The organism is Clostridium sp. KNHs214, from assembly GCF_000744935.1.
Lineage (GTDB): Bacteria > Bacillota > Clostridia > Clostridiales > Clostridiaceae > Haloimpatiens.
The window spans coordinates 225,895-246,808 of record NZ_JQMW01000009.1; the positions used below are offsets into that span (position 1 = coordinate 225,895).

Annotated in this window: 20 protein-coding genes; 18 read left to right on the top strand and 2 right to left on the bottom strand. The window is 28.9% G+C overall.

Going from position 1 to position 20,914, the window contains the following annotated elements:
* The first annotated feature begins 398 nt into the window (after nt 1-398).
* The 5 genes from CC89_RS03655 to CC89_RS03675 all read left to right on the top strand — a co-directional run bounded on the left by CC89_RS03655 (nt 399) and on the right by CC89_RS03675 (nt 4,056).
* Entirely contained in the window at nt 399-905 is a 507-nt protein-coding gene (locus tag CC89_RS03655; RefSeq protein WP_035289166.1) for a GNAT family N-acetyltransferase, read from the top strand.
* 56 nt (nt 906-961) lie between these two features.
* A complete protein-coding gene (locus CC89_RS03660; RefSeq protein ID WP_035289169.1) occupies nt 962-1,420 on the top strand; it encodes a hypothetical protein in 459 nt (152 codons plus the stop codon).
* Nucleotides 1,414-2,298 (top strand): serine hydrolase domain-containing protein, encoded by an 885-nt coding sequence (locus CC89_RS03665; RefSeq protein ID WP_035289173.1) that lies wholly within the window; start codon nt 1,414-1,416, stop codon nt 2,296-2,298. The genes CC89_RS03660 and CC89_RS03665 overlap by 7 nt, the downstream gene beginning before the upstream one ends.
* Nucleotides 2,299-2,407: 109 nt before the next feature.
* On the top strand, nt 2,408-2,653 hold the full coding sequence (locus tag CC89_RS03670; RefSeq protein WP_035289174.1) for a TIGR04076 family protein: 246 nt from the start codon (nt 2,408-2,410) through the stop codon (nt 2,651-2,653).
* A 614-nt stretch (nt 2,654-3,267) separates the two neighbouring features.
* Nucleotides 3,268-4,056 carry a GNAT family N-acetyltransferase gene (locus CC89_RS03675; protein WP_035289178.1) on the top strand — a complete coding sequence of 263 codons (789 nt, stop codon included), beginning with the start codon at nt 3,268-3,270 and terminating at the stop codon, nt 4,054-4,056.
* A gap of 280 nt (nt 4,057-4,336) precedes the next feature.
* Here the strand turns inward: CC89_RS03675 and CC89_RS03680 are convergent, their stop codons facing one another.
* Entirely contained in the window at nt 4,337-5,473 is a 1,137-nt protein-coding gene (locus CC89_RS03680; RefSeq protein ID WP_035288450.1) for an ISAs1 family transposase, read from the bottom strand.
* A 242-nt stretch (nt 5,474-5,715) separates the two neighbouring features.
* Here CC89_RS03680 and CC89_RS03685 point away from each other — a divergent pair, with 242 nt between their 5' ends.
* The 13 genes from CC89_RS03685 (at nt 5,716) to CC89_RS03745 (ending at nt 18,836) form a co-directional block, all read left to right on the top strand.
* Nucleotides 5,716-6,294 (top strand): hypothetical protein, encoded by a 579-nt coding sequence (locus CC89_RS03685; protein WP_035289182.1) that lies wholly within the window; start codon nt 5,716-5,718, stop codon nt 6,292-6,294.
* Nucleotides 6,295-6,809: 515 nt separating this feature from the next.
* Nucleotides 6,810-7,676, top strand: coding sequence for an SDR family oxidoreductase (locus tag CC89_RS03690; RefSeq protein ID WP_286161297.1), 867 nt, complete (start codon nt 6,810-6,812; stop codon nt 7,674-7,676).
* A gap of 132 nt (nt 7,677-7,808) precedes the next feature.
* A complete protein-coding gene (locus CC89_RS03695; RefSeq protein ID WP_035289185.1) occupies nt 7,809-8,462 on the top strand; it encodes a zinc dependent phospholipase C family protein in 654 nt (217 codons plus the stop codon).
* 1 nt (nt 8,463) lies between these two features.
* Nucleotides 8,464-8,925 carry an 8-oxo-dGTP diphosphatase gene (locus tag CC89_RS03700; RefSeq protein ID WP_035289188.1) on the top strand — a complete coding sequence of 154 codons (462 nt, stop codon included), beginning with the start codon at nt 8,464-8,466 and terminating at the stop codon, nt 8,923-8,925.
* Between the two features lie 77 nt (nt 8,926-9,002).
* Entirely contained in the window at nt 9,003-9,503 is a 501-nt protein-coding gene (locus CC89_RS03705; protein ID WP_035289191.1) for an NUDIX hydrolase, read from the top strand.
* A gap of 60 nt (nt 9,504-9,563) precedes the next feature.
* On the top strand, nt 9,564-10,295 hold the full coding sequence (locus CC89_RS03710; RefSeq protein WP_035289194.1) for a carbon-nitrogen hydrolase family protein: 732 nt from the start codon (nt 9,564-9,566) through the stop codon (nt 10,293-10,295).
* A 580-nt stretch (nt 10,296-10,875) separates the two neighbouring features.
* Nucleotides 10,876-11,925, top strand: coding sequence for a GNAT family N-acetyltransferase (locus CC89_RS03715; protein ID WP_035289197.1), 1,050 nt, complete (start codon nt 10,876-10,878; stop codon nt 11,923-11,925).
* Nucleotides 11,922-13,046, top strand: a complete 1,125-nt coding sequence (locus tag CC89_RS03720; RefSeq protein WP_035289200.1) for a LuxE/PaaK family acyltransferase — start codon at nt 11,922-11,924, stop codon at nt 13,044-13,046. Before CC89_RS03715 ends, CC89_RS03720 begins: the two co-directional genes overlap by 4 nt.
* Before the next feature lie 14 nt (nt 13,047-13,060).
* Complete coding sequence (locus CC89_RS03725; RefSeq protein ID WP_035289202.1) at nt 13,061-15,703, top strand: acyl-CoA reductase; 2,643 nt, start codon at nt 13,061-13,063, stop codon at nt 15,701-15,703.
* 189 nt (nt 15,704-15,892) lie between these two features.
* Entirely contained in the window at nt 15,893-16,639 is a 747-nt protein-coding gene (locus CC89_RS03730) for a 4Fe-4S binding protein (RefSeq protein ID WP_035289204.1), read from the top strand.
* A gap of 37 nt (nt 16,640-16,676) precedes the next feature.
* Nucleotides 16,677-17,039, top strand: a complete 363-nt coding sequence (locus tag CC89_RS03735; protein WP_035289209.1) for a hypothetical protein — start codon at nt 16,677-16,679, stop codon at nt 17,037-17,039.
* Between the two features lie 321 nt (nt 17,040-17,360).
* Nucleotides 17,361-18,023 carry a hypothetical protein gene (locus tag CC89_RS03740; protein ID WP_035289212.1) on the top strand — a complete coding sequence of 221 codons (663 nt, stop codon included), beginning with the start codon at nt 17,361-17,363 and terminating at the stop codon, nt 18,021-18,023.
* A gap of 492 nt (nt 18,024-18,515) precedes the next feature.
* A complete protein-coding gene (locus CC89_RS03745; RefSeq protein ID WP_035289214.1) occupies nt 18,516-18,836 on the top strand; it encodes a heavy metal-binding domain-containing protein in 321 nt (106 codons plus the stop codon).
* Nucleotides 18,837-18,898: 62 nt separating this feature from the next.
* On the opposite strand, the gene CC89_RS03750 is transcribed toward CC89_RS03745, so the two are convergent.
* Nucleotides 18,899-20,629 (bottom strand): M4 family metallopeptidase, encoded by a 1,731-nt coding sequence (locus CC89_RS03750; RefSeq protein WP_051931459.1) that lies wholly within the window; start codon nt 20,627-20,629, stop codon nt 18,899-18,901.
* Between the last annotated feature and the right edge of the window lie 285 nt (nt 20,630-20,914).

The window sequence follows — 20,914 nt, forward strand, 5'->3', positions numbered from 1 at the left end:
TCACAAGGAGCGCTAGCTCCTTTTTCTTTTAGGTGCAAAATGATTTTTCATTAAAAATAAAGTGATTTTGTAGAAATAATTTGACGTAAATTGTACTATAATTATAGAAATAAACTGACGTTTAAATTAGGAGAAATTTGACGTTTAACATATATGCTTTTAATTGAAATGTAGTAAGAATCAAGAAGAATGGTTAAATATAGAAATGGAATATAATTGTATGTTATAATTATTTTACAAGTTAATATATAAAAGTTTTGAATTATTGAAGATAAAGCGTGATTTAAAAAAAGCAATAAGAGAATATAGAGTAAAGATAATAGATTGTAATGAAAATATGAGAAATGAGAGATGAAACTGTGCAATAACGGTGGTTTGTGTAGTTAAAGGGGGATTTTATGTATAACGTTCGTTATGCTGATGTAGATGATGCAAAAATATTAGGACAGATCCATTCAGAATCATGGAAAGTAGCATACAAAGGTGTAGTACCAGATGAAGTATTAAATAATATTACTGCTGAAAAAAGACAAAAATATTTTGAAAAGGCATTAACAGAAGGATGGGAAGAAGATGCTATAATTTTTAAAGATAACAAAGCAGTTGGATTAATATGTATTGGAAAATGTAGAGACGCAGATAAAGAAGAATTCTGGGGTGAAATATGGGGTATATATTTATTGCCAGAGTATTGGAATATGGGTATAGGCTTTGAATTAATAAATTGGGGATTGAATGAATTAAAGAGAAGAAATTATAAAAAAATTGCCTTATGGGTTCTTGAGGGGAATCTAAATGCAAGAAATTTCTATGAAAAAATGGGGTTTAAGCATGATGGTACAATTAAAAAAATTACCATAGGTAAAACATTAAATGAATATCGTTATGTGATATCTATTACATAAATTCGAAATTTAAAATATATACAATAAAAAATCAAGTAAAATGTAAAGGAGGCTTTATGTATAAAAATCAATGGAGCGTAATTAAGAGTTTAGCTAGTATTTTTGAGCAGAACAATATAAAGTATCACTATGATGCTTCTACTTCTGTATTTGTGCATGAAATTGAATTTGAAATGGACGATATTGACATTGTTTTTATGTGGCATGAGGAAAATCATTTAAAGGAAGTATTTAAAGGTTATGGTGTAACAAAAACAGAATATATTCAAGAAATTGGTTTGAAGTATTTTTGGATGGAGATAGATGGGCAGAAAATTCATTGTCTGTTATATAAAAGTAATAATTCTAATTTAACAGAGAAAGAATTCAATAAAAATGCAGAGGTGGTTTACGTAGATGGACAAAAAATTATGACTCAAACCTTAGAATTTTATCTAAAAAATTCTAAGGACAAGAACAATTTGAAAACGAAAATCCGTGACTTTTTAGTTAAAAAAGGGGAAAGTAAATGTTAACTGAATTTGTAAATGAAGCTAGAAAAAAAGATCTAAATATTTTTGGCATTGTGGTTATAAAAGACGGTGCCAAGGTTTTTGAACATCATTTTATACCAGAGAAAAGACGAGAATTATATTCGGTTACAAAAAGTTTTACTTCTACAGCAGTTGGTATTGCAATAGAGGAGGGTTATTTTTCTTTAAACGACAGTTTGTTAAAATTATTTGAAGAAGAAATTCCAAAAGATATGTCACAGTGTCATATGGATAATTTAAATAAAGTTACAGTAGAGAGACTGCTTACCATGTCAATTAAGGATTATCCATATGAGAGCTTGACATCAGATAATTGGCTTTCATATATTTTATCATTACCTCTTCCAAATATAGAACAGAGAGTATTTGAATATTCCAATTTTTCTTCTTATCTGGCAGGTGTTATAGTAGAAAAAATTACTGAAATGAATATTATGGACTACCTTCAACCTAGATTATTTACACCACTTGGAATTAAAAATGTTGAATATGAATATAGCCCAGAGGGTTATTTTTATGGAGCAACTGGTATGAAATTAACAATTAATGAACTCAGCAGATTTGGACAACTTTATTTACAAGAGGGGTATTATAATGGACAACAATTATTGACGAAGAAATGGGTAGCTAGTGCTACAAAAAAGCAGATTGATAATAGAGAAGGTGGGTATGGATATTATTTTTGGAGACATGAAGGAAATTGTTATCGAGCTAGTGGAATGAAGGGTCAAGTTTGTATTGTAATTCCAGAGAAGAATGCAGTAATAGCAGTTATGTCTGATTTAAATAGTAAAAATAAAACCAATGAAGCTTTAGAAATGCGACAGTGTATTTGGGATACAGTTTATACTAAACTATAGTTAATATAATATTAATATGGACGTAATTACATACGCATATTAAATTTTTGTTTTAAGGCACATCTTAAATTTTATTGTGCCATAGATTTAGAGCGTGGGGGGGATGGAAATGTCTAAAGTAAAACTAACAATCATGAAAAGCAATTGTAGGTGCGGATATCACAAAGAAAATGATTCTTTTATTGTAGGAGATATTTGTCCGCCCATATGTCATGAGCTATGGAATAATATTTATCCAAGCGTATATGTTCTTTTAAATGGAGGAGTACTAGATTATGGCGATACTAAAGAAAAGAAGTTTGAAATGAAGTGCCCAGACAATGGCAGGGTAGTGATACGTGGTGAAGTTGTATGAGAATATATTATGTGAGACATTGATTAGATGAAAAATTCATTAAGTCAATAGTATAAAAGGCAAAAGAAAATTTTTAACTGTGTTATAAAAATATAAAATATAGTAGATAAGGATGAAGTTCACAGATATAGTGTCCATTAGATCAATTGCTTTAGGGGTAACTATACCAATAAGTTACCTATTGAAATCATAATTTCTACTACAGTAGCTTGTATTTTGATGATATTTAGACATAAAAGCAACTTAATAAGGCTTATAAATAAAGAGGGAAAATAAATAGACATGTCAAAAAGGCAAACCTATAACTATATTTCCAAGTTAATCTATAGCGCCGTAAAAAGCTATGATAGGCTGGTTCCCTTGTTAAATGCATCATATAAGTCAAGAATTGAAAATTATTTAGATATATGGTCATGTTACTATCAATTTCATGTATGAAAGTTTATAGAGCCACTAAATTCTTTATAATTTTAGCGGTAATTAAATAAATTTAATTAATGCCTTGCCCATTACGTGACGTAATGATTTATAATTACAATAAATATTACAGTAAAGTTTTAGAAATATATGTAGAAGTAAGAAAATAAAAGAGGTATGGGGAGGTGGCTACAATTATGATACGAAAATTAACTCAAGAGGATAATAACGAGCTTATGAAATTAATTATGAAGGAGCCAGAGTTTAATCTTTATATAATTGGAGATGTGGAAAACTTTGGATATAATCAAAATTTTCTTGAATATTTTGGTGAATTTGATAGAAAGGGTATTTTAACAGCTGTTTTAGTTAGATATTTTAGCATTTTCAATTTGTATGCGAAAAATGAATTTGATGTAAATGAATTTGTAAATATAATGAAAAATCAGGGTAAGGTGGGAATGCTATCTGGAAAAACAAATTTAGTATCAAAATTTGAGAAAACATCATTAGAATTTAATGAATCTGAACTACATTATTTTGCTGTGTTAAAGGAAGTAAAAGAACCATTTAAAGTAGATAGAGAAATCAATGTAAAAAAGGCAAGTGTTGAAGACATTGGACGTATAGCTGAATTGAGAGAAAAAATTAAAGAATTTTCTCATGGCAGTCATGATTTTAAGGAAATTATTTTAAATGATTTTAAAGCTGGCACAGCTCATGGATATTATGTTGAAGTTGATGGTAATATAGTATCATATGCCCAAACATCTGCAGAAAACAGTATGTCAGCAATGGTGGTCAGTGTTATGACTGACAGTAAATATAGAAAAAAAGGGTTTGCATCTGCTTGTGTGAAAGTCATATGTGAAGACTTACTTAAACAGGGAAAAACTCCATGCCTATTTTATAAAAATCCTGCTGCAGGAGCTATATATAAAAGTATAGGTTTCAAGGAAATAGGATTCTGGAGTATGTATATGTAAGTATAAGTTTTTTAGCGCAATGTAAAAATGTAAGCTATTAAAACATATAAAGTTCACAATTATTAAATATTACGTGAAATATAAAAGAAAAATTTAAGAAGTAATGTCGTAAATTTTTAGAGTTAAGCGACATACCCAGGGCAAACGCATCTTTATATTGTATTTCTTTCAATATAAAGATGCGTTTTTATAAAATATGTAAAATAAATGAGCTACTATAAATAAAGTGAATATTGAAAAAACTATTCATAGACTTTCCCTAGTGGTATTTTAATATTCTTTATTCTTTACCTCGTAGAGGGTCGAAAATAACTTTTTCTAGATATTTTTTATCTAATGCACATTTAACTTTTTTTATATTTAAACTTTTCTTTAAAGTTTTTTCTTGTCTAAGTAGATTTAAGGCTAAATGTCGTAAGACAGCCAAATTTTCAGCTGAATTATCTTTTCTAGCTCTACATTTATCCTCATTAAAAGATACGTCTAAAACCCAATGGAGCTTATTTTCTATACCCCAATGTTGCCTAACTGCATTTGAGAATAACTCTATAGACTCTAAACTTGTTATATAGTAGCTTCGCTCAAAAGTTTCTTTATCTCCTACAATTCGTTTTCTTTCAACCATACCTATAGATTGAATGTTTCTCCAGTCTTCTTTATTATCTAGCCATGAAATTTCATTAACTAAAAAGTATTTTCGTGTTTCAATTCTCCCATGATCTTTATCATGAGTAGTATGGGTTTGTACTTTTATATCTGTACTTTTATATCTCAATATAGAGTCAAAAAATAATTCAACATTGTCATGAAGAGTTTTCTGATTTTCTTTTAATGCCAACACATAGTCAGCCTCTTTTTCTATAATAACTTCTGCTATTTTCTTTTGAGTTCCCATAGCATCAATTGTAACAATAGTATCTTTTAATTCTAATAGTTCAATTAATTTTGGAATTGCTGTGATTTCATTTGATTTATCATCTGTTTTGATTTGCCCTAAAACTACCTGATTCTGATTTGCCCAAGCACTAACCATATGAATTGATTTTTGATTTGAACTATTACAAGATGATCCTCTCACTGTTTTACCATCTATAGATACTACTTCTCCATTTACTAATTCAGCTAAATTCTTCATTAATTCATTAAAACATTTTTGAAATTGTTTAGGATTTATTTGGGAAAATACCCTATTGAATGTATCATGTGAAGGAATTCCATTAGGTAACTCAAAATATTGCTTTAGCCACTCTTCACTTGACTCTCCAAATTCTTCAATTTCATTATAAGATTCCATTCCACTGGTTACAGCACATAGTGCTATACCGATTATATCTATAAATTTATGTCTCTTGTTATCGCCTCGTGGGTCTTCGACCTCATTAAATGCATCAAATATTATACTTTCAATATCAAACATGTTTGGTTTAATAATAATCTTCCTTTCTATCTTTTGTACAATTTAAATTATAAGCATTATTTCAACAAAATAAAAGGGCTAGCGCCAAAAAATCATATGCGTTTGCCCTGGCGACATACCGTGAGGAGGTGGGGCGTCCATACCTGAATTTATTAGGGTAAGACGTTGGAGTTAAATCAATGCATATTTGTTAGAAAAATGGGTATTAAAGATTATTTATGTAATGCAGGGGGGCAAATAAAGTGGCAAGAGTTTATGGAATTAAAAAACGATTAGAGCAAAATAATATTGACAAAAAACTTATAAAGGAAATTATAGGAAACGGGGATTTAGTAGAAGTCATTACACGGATGGAAACTTTACTTGATTCTATTATAATGTATGAAAGTTTGGATTCTTGTGCCTGTCTGGGCGGCAAAGAATATCTGAAAAAATGTGAAAAAATCGGTAAAGAATTGACCGGCAAATCTATAAATGAGAAAATACTCTATCTCAATAGTAAGATTTTTCTTTCCGAAAGTATCGCCTTAAATAATGACGGTACATTAACTGCGGTACTGGTTTATAAAAACAATGATAAGTATTCGTGCGTTTGCTCAGCCACCGTTTGTAAAGGTGTGAAAGTTTCAGATCTTGCTCTATCAAAAAGCAATTCTGTTGACCGTGACATGCCTTTATCATACTGTTTATGTTGTGCGGGGTCATTTCGCCGCCATTTACAATTAATGTTAGATGTTAAACTGAAAACAAAGGAAATTATTTCGTCTCCGATTAACAGCCGAGGTGAAAAACCATGTGAATTTGTTTTTGAATTTAATTGATACAGTTTCCACCAATAAGCATAGTTAGAAGTTATTTTACTTTGCATTCCTTATATTTTCTGTGTGATAAAAGGGCTCGATATCTGTGTTGAGCTTCAAGCAAGGGGTCATGATCCGTCGCCTAACACCATATGCCCGTTTGTGCTGGTAGGCTCAATTCTTTGAGGTAAACCAGCACACATATCTTCAATACGGCTGGCTGCCGCCTAGTTCAGACACGTCGGGCATAAAAAACGTTATTTGAAATTTTAAGTTTACGCATCTAAAGGTTTTGGAGTTTTTATATACAAATATAAGTCACAAGTGAAGAATATTACGCACCTTATTTCTCCAAATTGTTACTTCACAATTTTCTTATGTATTACTTTAACAATTTAAATCTTTATTTGGACATTTAGCAGAAACCGTTGATAGGGATAAAATTTAAATGATTTCTACTTTATTTGAGAAGGCGATAGGTAAAAAATACATATATGGTAAATGAAAGAGAATTTCAATAATAAGGGGGAATAAAAATGAAGGTTTTAGTTATGGGTGGAACTCAGTTTGTAAGTAGCTCAGTGGCAAAATATTTAATTGGCAGGGGATATACGGTAGATATATTTACAAGAGGTGTTAAGCCTATTGAATATGATGGGGTTAGGAGACACTTACAAGGGGATAGAAGGTCCATTAAAGATTTAAAAGCAAATATTTCAATGGAAAAATATGATTATGTTTTTGATATATCTGCATATGCAAAAGAAGATGTGGAGAATTTAACTAAGGTTTTAAATAGAGAAAACTTAAAAAGATATATATTCTGCAGTTCAGGATCTGTGTATATACCTTCCAATGAAGTAGTTACAGAAGAATTTACTCGAGGTGAAAATGTAAACTGGGGAAAGTATGGATTGAATAAAAAGAAGGCTGAAGACTATTTATTTAATCTATATGAAGCTGAAGGGTTTCCCGTAACTATATTCAGACCTACTTATATATATGGAGATGGAAATAATTTATACAGGGAGATTTATTTATTTGATAGGATAAGTAGGGGACTAGATATTCCAATACCTGATGGTAATAAGAAAACTCAATTTATATATATTGATGATTTAGTTAAGATATTTGAAAGTGCCGTACATGTAGGCGAGGCTATAGGAAAAGCATATAATGTAACATATCCTGAATTTGTAACATGGCAGCAATTAGTTGAAACCGCCATGAAAGTGGTGGATAAAAAAGTAAATATAATAAAAGTGGACGATAAAAAATTAGACATATTAGATATAAATGTAAGAGAATTTTTTCCTTTCAGAAATGTAACGTATTTATTAGATACAGAAAAATTACAAAATCTGGAATATACGTACCAAAAGTTAATCTATTTGAAGGCATGAAAAAAACATATAAGTGGTATTGTGATTCTAAACCGCAAGTAAAAGATGATAGAATGAATAAAATGGATTTAGTATTGGAATGCACAATATAAAATAATATATCGACACAATTTTTAAAATGGGGTGATTTCAATGGCAACTTGGATTGCGCATCTAAGAGTAGCAGAAAATATTTTGAAAAAAGGATATAATTTTGAACAAAAGGCTTTCATAGTAGGAAATATTGGGCCTGATTGCGGAATGCCTAATGAAGATTGGAGTAATTTCAATCCACCAAAGAAAATTACACATTGGTTAGGCGAAGACAAGAAAATAAATGCCCAAGGTTTTTATGATAAATATTTAAATAGCAAAGAAAAGGAAAAAGACAATGAAGCATTTTCTTTTAAAATGGGATATTATGTGCATTTGTTAACTGACATTGAGTGGTCAAAATTATTTAAGGAAAAGAGAAAAGAGCCTTTATATAGAGAAGGTTTAGAAAAGGATAAAAATTTTATTTGGGTTATAAAAAAGGATTGGTATGGATTGGATTATATATATTTAGAAAAGCATCCAGAGTTTATATTTAATACAGTTTTTAAAAATGTACATAAAGTACCTGATTACTTAGATTATTTTCCAAAGGGAGCTTTTGAAAAACAAGTAAAATATATAACTGAGTTTTATTTAGGTGAGAATGAGGAGAATAAAGATAACTTTATTTATTTAACAGAAGATGAAATGGATAAATTTGTTGATGATACAACAATAATAATAGACAATTTACTAAGGAAGGAAGTATAAAATGGAAAATGCTGAGCTTACCAATATGTGTATGATAGAGGATAGTAAAAATGAAAAGGTGCTAGTGCAAAATCGTAAGAAAGGAAGTTGGACAGGCATTGCTTTTCCAGGAGGCCACATTGAAAAAGGTGAATCCATAGTTGAGTCTGTAATAAGAGAGATAAAGGAAGAAACTAATTTAGATATTGATAATATTAAATTATGTGGAATAAAAGATTGGTACGAAAAGGATAAAAATAAAAGATATATAGTTTTATTATTTAAGACACAAACTTTTTCTGGGAAGCTTTTAGAAAATGGAGAAGAAGGAGATGTGTATTGGGTAGATAAAAAATCTGTTTATACATTAAAATTGGCAGATGGATTCGATAAAATGTTAGATGTTATGCTAAGTGAAACATTAAATGAATATTTCGTAAGTGAAACTTTTGAACAAGATGGGTGGAAACATGAGTTAATGTAGGAAAAAGATGATAAATACATTGTGGAAATATAGGTGTAAATTTAGAAAAGTGTAAAATAGAAAGGAATGCAGAAGGAATGGTAGAAACATTTGCAAAGCCTGCGGCTGGTGCAATAATAGAGAAAGTGGAGGAAGACATTGATTATATTTTAATTCAAGAAAGATGTAAAGAAAATGGTGGAGAAGAAAATGGCCTTATAGAAATTCCAGCAGGAAAGATAAGAGAATATGAAAATATTTTTGACGGTTTGCGCAGAGAAATTTGGGAAGAGACAGGATTAGAATTAATAGAGATACAAGAGGAAAAAGATGCTGTTATATCTAATTGTAATGGATATAAAGTTATAAGTTTTAATCCATTTTATTCTTCACAAAACTTAAGTGGGGGCTATTCTATTATGTTGCAGACGTTTATTTGCAAGGCAAGAGGAGAGCTTCTAAAGAAATCTGAGGAATCAGTTAATATAAGATGGATAAAAGTTAAAGATTTAAAAAAAATATTGGAAGAAGATGAAAATACATTTTATCCTATGCATATTAATGCTTTAAAGAAATATCTTAAAGAAAAACTAATATAAATAATTTAGTATTTAAATTTAATATAAGTTTAGGATAATAAATTAAAGGGGCTGTTAATTATGAAAGTTGCTTTGGTAGTAAATAGAATAGAGAATTGTATGGAAAAAAATTTAAAAAATATAGTCTTCTATATAAATAAAGCCGCTGATGAAAAGACTGATTTAGTTCTTTTTTCAGAAACTGCTTTAACGGGGCTTATAAATGAGGACAAACCTCAATATGATATAAAGCTAGGTGTAGCAATACCTGGTGATGTAACAGATATAATTTGCAAAGCAGCTGAAAAAAGAAACATAAATGTAGCTATAGGATTGTTTGAAAGAGAAGAAAATTTTTTATATGATTCTGCTATTTTTGTTAATAGAAGTGGTGAAATAGCTTTGAAATATAGAAGAATAAGCAAGGGATGGCATGAGCCTAAAATTAAAGGTGAAATTTATAGAGAGGGCGATAAAATAAAAACGTATAAATCTGATATAGGAAATGTAGGATTTTTAATATGCGGAGATTTATTTGATGATGATTTAGTAGATAAAGCCAAGTTATTAAATATTGATTATTTACTATTTCCATTTGCTCGTTCTTTTTATGATGGTTCTATAGAGCAAAGTAGATGGAATGAAGAATTAAAATATTATATAGAAAGAGTAAAAAGGACAAACACCATTACCTTAGGAACTAATTATTTAGATAAAGAATATTTTGGAGGGGCATTCATTATATTAGGAACGGGAGAAGTTATTTCCACTTTAGAAGTGGGAACAGAAGGAATGTTAATAAGAGAATTTTAAAATGAAGCTATACGGAAAAATGAGATAGCAATGAAACAATGTGGTAAAAACAATTGAATATATAGGAGAAACTCGGTATTAAAAAGTTAAGTTTAAAGTAATAAACGATAAAATAGAAAATTTTAAGAATAAAATTTTTATAAGAAACCGCTGCGGTATAAAACGCAGCGGTTTTTTATATTGTCTATAAATGAAACAAAATGATGTAGAATATGAATATCAATTGAATTTTAGTATACTTGCAATAAATTTTAATTCGACCTAATAGTAAATTATTTTTATTAAATGTTAAAAAATATAATATTAACATGTTAAAGATTAATAGTTTTTTAAAAAGCATCACAAAAATATCATATATATGGAATAAGGCTATTTTTAAAATGTATATTACAATAATCGCTGTAAAAAAATAAACAAACATACATATTTATATAAGAATAAGAAATAAATTATTCAATAGCGCCTATAAATGAATGGATTATTGCAAATTTATTGGTAGTAGTATAGGATTGAATGGAAGGTATTTATAATATTGTAATATAAAATTTTTAAGTTGTAGTAGCATTATGGAGGTTGATATATGCTTAAAAATTATATGAGTTTTCATAAAAATAATATAAATAAAGAATTTAAGGTGAAAAAAATGGAAGAGAAAGAGGCTAAGGAGGTAGTAGAGTGCGCTTACAAGGCTTACGGAGGATCGTATATTCATAAATATATATATTCTTCAGAAGAACTTATTAAATTAAATGCCTTTGGAGGGATAATTTCATATGTAGCTGTTGACAAAGATGGGCAGGTAGTTGGACATATTGCCTTAGAGAAAGAAGAAAAATTATCTATATATGAATTGTCTTGTGCATTCATACATCCTTTTTATAGGGGGAGAGGTTATCTTAAAGGTTTAACTGAGGAGGTAATAAGAATATGCCAGCATGAAGGGATTAAAGGGGTGTTTGTAAGGTCTGTTACAAGTCATAATTATTCTCAAAAATCAGCTAGTAAAAATGGATTTATAGAATGTGCATTACTTTTATCTAGAATTAAATCGTTAAATTTTAAAGGTATATGTAATGAAATAAATAAAAGAGAAAATTTATTATTAGGTTATAGATATTTAAAAAAACCTTTGAGAAGAAAGAGTTTCTATAAAATTATAAAGCATATGGATATTATTAAAGAAATTTATAACAATATGGGAATTAAAGTTGAATTTAAAGATTCGGATAATTTAAATGTAAGTGATTTATCAGAAAGTAAAATTAGGGTTATATCTAAAGACAAGATAGAAGCTGTAGTATTTGTGGACAAGTTTGGGAATGAAATATTAAGTGAAGCTTCCAGGATAATTAATAAATTAAAGGCTCAGGGGAAAAAGGTTATAATTTTAAGAATTAAGTTAAATGACAAATTTACTCCTTGGTTTTGTGAATATATGGAGACAAAGGGGTTTATTTTTGCAGGAATCATGCCCTCATACAATAAAGATGATGAGTTGATACTTCAATATGTTCAAGATAAAGTTGATTTTGAAAATATAACCATGAGCTCTAAAATGGCACAAAGGTTATTAAATTATGTTAGAAATTGTTATATTGATAATTTAGAGAATGGGAGAATGAGTGTATGAAATTTTCGTATATTGATGAGTTATGCGCAAAAAAAGATGCGTTTAATTTTTCTAAAGAAACAGAAGAATTATTTTTAAATAGTATGATTGAAAATTATAAATTTCAATTAAAAAATCAGCCATATATAAGGTACTTAGCAGAAAAGAATAAATTTGATATAAGGGATATAAAGCATCTAGAGGAAGTATATAAAATACCTTTTCTTTTTGTGGAAACTATGAAGCTTAATAGTTTCTGTAATTTTAGAGAAGAAGATTTAGCTATGATATTGACAAGTTCAGGAACCAATGGACAAAAGACTCAAGCCTTTTTTGATAAAGGATCTCTTAGAAGACTTGAAGAATTGGCACTTAATGCTTTTGATTCTATAGGGTTTAGAAGTAAAACTCCAGTGCACTATTTCTTGTTTTCTTATGATATAAAGAATGCCAAGAATATAGGTACAAGCTGGAGTGATGAACAAATATTACAGTTAGCACCTGCAATTTCTATAAACTGGATGATTGAATGGGATGAAAATAAGGAGAATTTTTTCTTTGATAGTGAAAAATGGGCTAAAAAATTTGTTCAGCTAAGTAAAGAAGCACCAGTACGTTTATTAGGTTTTCCAGCATTTATGTATAAAATGGTAGAAGATATAAGAAGAATGTATGGGAACATTCAAGTTAAAAAAGAATCTTTTGTTATAGCTGGAGGTGGATGGAAGGACCATCTTGGTAAAAGTATGGAGTTAAAAAGTTTTTTACATTATATGAGAGAAAATATAGGATTAGAGCCTAATAATATAAGAGATACATATGGTATGGCAGAACATGGAGTGCCATATTGTTCGTGCCCTGAAGGACATTTGCATGTACCAATATATAGTAAAGTTTTAGTAAGAGATCCTATAACCTTAGAAAAAAAGAATTATGGAGAAGAGGGATTACTGCAGCTTTTAACGCCGTATAATATTGCTGAGGCTAATATGTCTTTGTTATCCACAGATATTGCAATATTGGGTAAAAATTGTAAATGTGGTATAAAAGGAGATTATATAAAAAAAGTAAGACGTGGAGGCATAAAAAAACATAAGGGATGTGCTATTAAAGCACAAGATATTTTAAGTAAGAGTAAATAGGGAGTGTTGGGAATATGAAATTAAGTGAATTTAAACATATATTATTCGGGGAAAAATTAAATTTGGAAGGTGAATTATCTGAAGAATTAGCTAATAAATATTTTTCTGAAAATATGCTTAGTAGAAGGTCTCAGAAATTTAGAGAAGTACCCATAGATAAAATACTACAAGTATTAGAGGATACTGCAAATAAACTTACTGATAAAAATGGTTTTTATTATAAGAAATTGATTGACAAAATGCCAGACATAACTAATTATTCTGCTCAAATGGTTAAAAAAGCAGTGGAACTTATACCAGATATGTTAAGTATAGATGCTTTGAAAAAAAGACTTAGATGTATTGGTGATTATCATGGTTTAGATTATTTTATAAATGACACATGCTCTAATACTAATAGAGTAGTTCCCATAGGATCTGTGCTTCATGTAGCTGCAGGAAATATTTTTTTGGGGTCTGTAGACTCTTTAGTAGTTGGAATAATTACTAAAAATGTGAATGTATTAAAAGTTTCTAGTGAAGATTTTTTATTTCCTGTATTATTTTATGAAGCATTAATGGAAGCAGATGAGGATAGAGTAGTAGTACCATATATTGCTGTAACTTATTGGAGGAGTAATAATCATAATATAGAAAGAATAGTTAAGAGTAAATTTGATGCTATATTGCTTTTCGGGGGAGAGGGGGCTGTTTTAAATTACAAAAATGGACTTTCTGCTAAAACAGAGATTTACTCATTTGGTCCAAAGATAAGCTTTGGACTTGTATGTAAGGATTTAGATGATGATAAACTTATGAATGCAGCAAAGGGATTTGCAAAGGATATAGTATACTGGGAACAAAGGGCTTGTACAAGCTGTCAAAATATATTTATAGAAAGTTGTAATAAAGATGAAAAGTTTGTTGATTATTTGGCAGAGAGTTTGGAAAACTTAGCTAGAGAGTTTCCGCAGAATAAATTAACATTGGATGCTGCTGTGGAAATAAGAAAAGAGAGAGAAATAGCAAAATGGAATGAATTTAATAATAATTGTAGAGTCATAGAGGGGAAAAAAGCTGACCACACTATAATAGTTAAGAAAAGCAATGATTTTATAAATTCACCCTTAAATAGAACTGTATATGTAAATATAGTTGATGATTATCAAGATATATTTAAAGGAAATTTAAAAGAGCTAAAATATTATATGTCTACTTTAGGGGTAATATCTAAGGAAAAACTACAGGATATTGTAGAGGAGTTTATGAAATATGGAGTAATGAGATTTTGTAAACCTGGATGTATGAATGAAGCTAATGATGAATACCAGTCACATGATGGAAAATATTTAGCTAATTTGCTTGTAAAATATATAAATAAGGAAGAATTAGAGAATAATAATTTTGGACTGGAATTTATAGAGAAAAATAAAAAGGAAGAAATCTTGCTTTCTAAGTTAAATGTTTTATTAAAAGAAGCTATTAAGGCACCTTTTTATAGAAAATTTTACAAGAATATTAAACTTCCTTTAAAAAGTTTAGATGAGTTTAGAAAAGTTCCAATTCTTGAAAAAAAGTATATGTTTAATAATAGTATAGACAAAAGTAATGATATGTTAACGAGAGATATGAAGCAATGCTATGTATTTTCGGCTGGTGGAACTACGGGTAAAATGAAGTATGTATTATATTCCAATAAGGAATTTGAAAACTCTCAAAAAGCTTTTGGAAAAGGATTTAAGGCTGTTGGTATTAATGAAAAGGATTTTGTTGCTAATTATATGAAAGCAGGTGCACTTTGGACAGCATTTTCAGCAGTTAACAAGGGGCTAGAAGAAGTGGGATGTAAAATATTATCTCTTACGGCTAATCAGTCAGAGAAGGACACTATAGAATATTTAAAAATATTTAAACCAAATGTAATTATAGGACTTCCAGGAAATATTATATTATTAGCAAGAGAAATAGAGAAATTAAATGAAAATATAAAAATAGAAAAAGTTTATTATGCAGGGGAGCACATGTCTGAAAAATCCCAAGAATATGTAAAAAAGATTTTAGGAGCAAAGGTTACAGCTTCTTTTGGTTATGCCGCAGTAGAAATAGGACCTATTGGTTTTCAATGTGAATGTTGTAAAGGAACTGACCATCATGTGATGGATGAATGGTGTTATTTAGAAAGTGATGAAAATGGAGAGGCAATAGTAACTGCATTAAATAAAACTCTTCATCCAATAATAAGATATAGAATAGGTGATAAGATACAGTGGATTCAAGAGAAATGTAGTTGTGGCAGAACATCTAAAAAATTTAAGCTTTTATCAAGAACGGATGATGTTGTAAGATTTAATGTATCAGATATATATTTAAATGATGTTTACAGTGTTTTAAAAAATGTAAAAGAAACTTCATCATTTTTTCAAATAGTGGTTGAAAATGTAGAGAATATGAGAGATGTTACATTTAAAATAGAAGCCCAAAATGAAAGAATACCTGTCTATGATGATAGTTTAACAAAGAAAATTCAATATTTATTAAAAACTAATATTAAAAGTATAGGAAAAGATTATAGAGAAAATTTAATTAATAATGTTTATGTTCAATTACTGCCACCTTGCACAATAGAACGGGTTGGTCGCACTGGGAAAATAAGAAGAATTGTCGACAAGAGAATTTAAGCATATAAGTATTTAAATTTATTGTTCCGGGCTCTTATGCAAGTTATGGAGGAAAAATTTCATAATTCCATCACATGTGGGTTAATCATAACAATATGATTTTCACAATTTAGTCACAATTACACCTAATTTTTATCAAATTACTCCTTTATTATGAAAACATGATGATTATAAAAAAGGAGTGATTTTATGAAAAAGCGAAATTATTTTAAGTGGGTTATATCTATATTTTTTTTGATTTTTGCACCTGTAATGGGATATATGCATCAAGTAAAAGGGGGAGGTCCTAGCGGTTCGCCTTCTGTAGATGCCCTTTGTCCCTTTGGAGGATTGGAAACACTATTTTCGTTAATAAAAGATAGAACTTATATAAATAGAATAGCACCATCATCTTTAATAATTTTAATATGTGTAATAGTGCTTACTATTTTGCTTGGAAGAATATTCTGCGGATATATATGTCCTTTGGGAACTATTCAGACTCTTATAAATAAATTAGCTAGAAAACTTAAAATAAAACAAATTAAAGTAAATGAAAAAATGGACAAGATTTTAAGATATTCTAAGTATGTGGTTTTAGTGGTGGTTTTATTTACAACATATAAAGCAGGAGAATTAATATTAAGACCGCTAGACCCTTGGGCTACATTTATGCACTTAGGTTCAGGCAGTGAAATATTTACTGAATTTTTAATAGGATTTATAATACTAATGTTAATTTTTATGTCTTCGTTGTTTATAGAAAGGGCTTGGTGCAGATATTTTTGTCCACTTGGAGCTTTTCTTGCAATAATATCACCTTTAAGAATATTTAAAGTAAAGAGAAATCCTCAAACATGTGTAAATTGTAAGAAATGTACTAAAAATTGCCCTATGGGAATAGAAATTAGTAATTGTAATGCCACTGATAGTATGGAATGTATAAAGTTGTGGTGAATGTATAACAGTATGTCCAAAGTCAGAAACTCTAGATATGAAAAAGGGTAAAAAGAAGCTTTCACTAAGTGTTATAGGTGCTGTTGTTACATTGGTTGTAGTTTTAGTGATAGGTGGCAATATAGCTTCAGGAAAATTTGAAGTAGCTCAAGGAAATACAGAAACTTTAACTCAAAATGGAGTGCTAAATCCAGACAATATAAAGGGTTACATGACTTTAAATGATATATGTAAAGAATTTAAAATAGAGTCCTCAATACTATTGAAAGAATGCAGTTTACCAGAGGATACAGATTTAAATAAGCCTATTAAAGAGTTGAAAACAGATTTGGAACAAAAAGATATAGAGTTTGAAACTGAGAATTTAAGAGAAGTTATTAAAAAAATATTAGAAAAATAATGAGAAATTAAGAATTTTTAAATATATTCTTATGAGGCTGTCGCATTAAGGAATTTATATACAATATATTGTTTTGCAAGTTTAAAATCAACACAATATGTTATAGGATTTATTCTTAGTGCGGCAGCCCTTTTTGATTTCTCATGTCATTTGTGTATATATTTTAAAATTAAATTTATATATCTACGTATTACAAAGTAATAATAACTATATAAAACGTGTATTTTAATCATGATATATAATAAAAAATACTTTACATTAAGCAAATATAATGGTAATATAAATGTATAGGAATTACTAACATAAATGGGGGCGGGAAACATGAATGTAAAAGTTTCTAATAATTTTATAAAAATTTCATCATGGATAATTAATTTAATATTTATAGTGTTTGTATTATGGTTTTCAAAATTAACTATGGTATCTAAAATAATTACCATAGTTGTGGTTAGCATATTTAATATGTATTTAATGCCAAGGATAATTAAAAAAATAAATGTAGAGATAGACAAAATGAAATTAGAGGAACTTCACTATTTAGGTCCAAGCCCAAAGTTTGAAATTATTTACAATATAGCATTTTTAGTAACCATATATTTTATGACTATTTACTATATGCTAGGTTACTACAGTAATAAAATTTCTTTTTTTTCTCCTTTGGGAATATTTATTCTTATATTTGTATTTATGATTATTATTGATTCATTATACGGACCACAGCTACACGTCAATAAACTTAAAAATAATATTACATTTATTATGGAGAAAAGTGATAGGACGGGTGTAAGTGTTTTAGGCAGCAGGGTTGGTTCTTATAAAGATGGAATTGTATTGGGAGATTATATATTTTTAAAAGAACATATATTGTATGCCAAAGATACAAAAGGAGATTTTATAATAATACTTACAGAGAATAGGGAGATAGTGATCAGGGAAAAAAGAGCCAAAGAATATTTTAGAAAGGTACTAATTGTGCATAAATAGAGCATAGTATGATTAACCAACAATAAGGTACAATGCAGTGGAATTATGAAATTTCTCCTCCATGAGTTGCATAAGAGCTAGGAACAATAAATTTAATTTAAGAAATTCTAATCTTTTAGCCATATAAAATTATCTAACACTCACATTCGACGTCCTGCCTCAGGTTCGCTAGCCTGGCGTACTTGCCAGGCTTACGATAATTTTATCTGTCTAAAAGAAGAATTTTTAAAATTAAATTTAAATAGTTCCGTCGCTTCTTATGCAACTCATTACAGAGAAATTTCATAATTGGAGTAATGTAATACTTTTTGTGGGATAATCATAGTATGATTTAGAATAGTTTTATCATATACGGTTACGATAAACTCATAAAGCAATAAAATAAAATGTGAAATATAGTATAAAATAATTGACGATGAATTAATAAAGTTATATTATAATTATATAAATATTAATTGATACTAATAAATCAATTTTGAGGAGGAATTTTCTATGATAATGACAACAACACCACAAATAGAGGGAAAAAGGATAATAGAGTATAGGGGAATAGTGTGCGGAGAAGTAATATCTGGTGTAAATTTTGTTAAAGATTTTATGGCAGGAATTAGAGATTTTGTAGGTGGAAGATCAGAAACTTATGAAGATGAATTAATAAGGGCAAGAGATGGTGCTATAGCTGAATTATCAAGAAGGGCACAAGCTATAGGAGCTAATGCTGTAGTAGGAATTGATATCGACTATGAAGTTCTTGGTCAAGGTGGAAGTATGCTCATGGTAACAGCCTCAGGAACCGCTGTAGTAACAGATTAATTCAATAATATATAAAAGTAAAAGGCTGTAGAAAAGTTATACAGCCTTTTTAATAACTTTAATTATTTTACTCCTACATTATCAAATGCCTGTTGAACAGCCTTTAATTCTTTACTGTTGTCACCATATAAGTCTTTTGCAGCTAGTTCTATACCTTTTCTTGCTTCTGAGAAATTAGTTGTTGATCTCCAGTAAAGGCAGTTAGCTCTATAAAATAGTTTGGCCATAGCTGGTTTTCCTAAGCTCTCACCAATATAGTAGGCAGCATGATTTATAATGCCTGAGTTGATGTGAACTCCACCCCAGTCGAAAAACGGAAGAGCTGGATAATTTTTATATTCGTTCATATGAGCTGGTTGATTACCTTTATGAGGATCTTGCATATCTCTTAAAGCATCACCTGGTTTATCAGGAGTATAGCAATCTTCACCAATCTGCCAATCATCAGCATCTACTGCTGCACCTATTATATCTGAAAATGCTTCATTTAGAGCACCAGATTGTTTCCTATATTCAAGGTTAGATTGCATACTAGTTACACCATGAGATAATTCATGAGCTATTACATCTAGGGATGATGTAAAGTTTGCAAAGTCTTTACCATCACCGTCGCCAAAGTACATGGCTTTATGGGAATCGAACCAAAAAGCATTACTATAATTGGTACCTACATGAACAAAGCCTTCTATATTCATACCATTATTGTCTATACTATTTCTATTTAGAATATCTCTATAATAATCATAAACTTTTGAGAAATTAATATAGGCATCTACACCAGCTACTTGTGCATTGTCTATAAATCTATTGTCATCATCGCTCATTAATGGGCCGTATTCTTTTACTTGATCTATTGTCTTTCTCGTTATATCATTTTCCTCAAGTGAATTGTTTAGATTATACACCATTATAGAACCGTTCATATTTTTAGTCCTATTGCATAAATAATATTTGCTATCTTCACAGTAAGTTGGAATTGCTACTTCTCCATCAAGGGTGGTTCTACCGGTTCCAGTGGTTACTTGTCCGTTATTAGTTATATTAGTTATATTTTTATTTTCGCTTTTTTTGTTTGTTTTATCATTCTGAAATAAAATTGGTCTATTATTAAATTCATCTACTATTTGTCCATTTTCAGCGTTTATAAATAGTTTCCAGTCTCCACTTTCACAATTTAAACTAACTAGATATACTACATAAAGATCTCCATCAAAATTATATAAATACAATTTTGATTTTTCTTCAAATATTTGCTTTGGTTTTATATGATTTTCAGCTATTTGTAAAGCATATTTAGATTGAAGTTTTATTTTTTTATTCCAATTTATATTTTGAAAACTTTTATCTAATTCGCCATTTATAGCATAAATTTTACCGTTATTATCTGTATGCAGAATTAAATCACAACCATAAACAGGTATTCCACTTACAAAATATTGAACTTTATAGTGCTTTTTACCTAAGTGATCTTCTAATATTTTTTCTACAGCTAATTTACTATTTTTAGATGCAGAAGGATTTGAATCGTTATTTAAAAGTTTTTCTACTTCGGATGAATTTTTAAAGTGTTTATTATTTATTTTTGATTTAACAGATTCAGGCATATTCTTTAAGTCTAAGAAAAATTCTCCATCTTTCAAAAAGTCATCTATCATACGGTTAGAATTATATGAAACCTCCTTTTGTGAACTAGTTGGAATGAGTACCCTTGCATGTGCTTTCTCAGTAAAGGTAAAGGTTGACATGAAAAGCATACTAGTTGTTAACAAAATTGAAGTCAGTTTTTTATTCATAAATTTGCCCCCTTAAAAAATACTTAAAAAATACTTCATATACATACATATAATATGTATATGAAGTATAAGATGTTACGGTAAATTAAAGTAAATTTATAGTATTCATAATAGATATTTAAATCCTATCCTTATTTAAAGTGTTTAAAATAGCAATATATCAAATTTTCATTAATATATAGTTATTTTATAATGTTAATTAAATCCAGTATCACTATATTCCTTAGACTTGATTTTATAGTAATTTAGTTATATTATGAGATTAGTTCATTTATTTGTAATTGG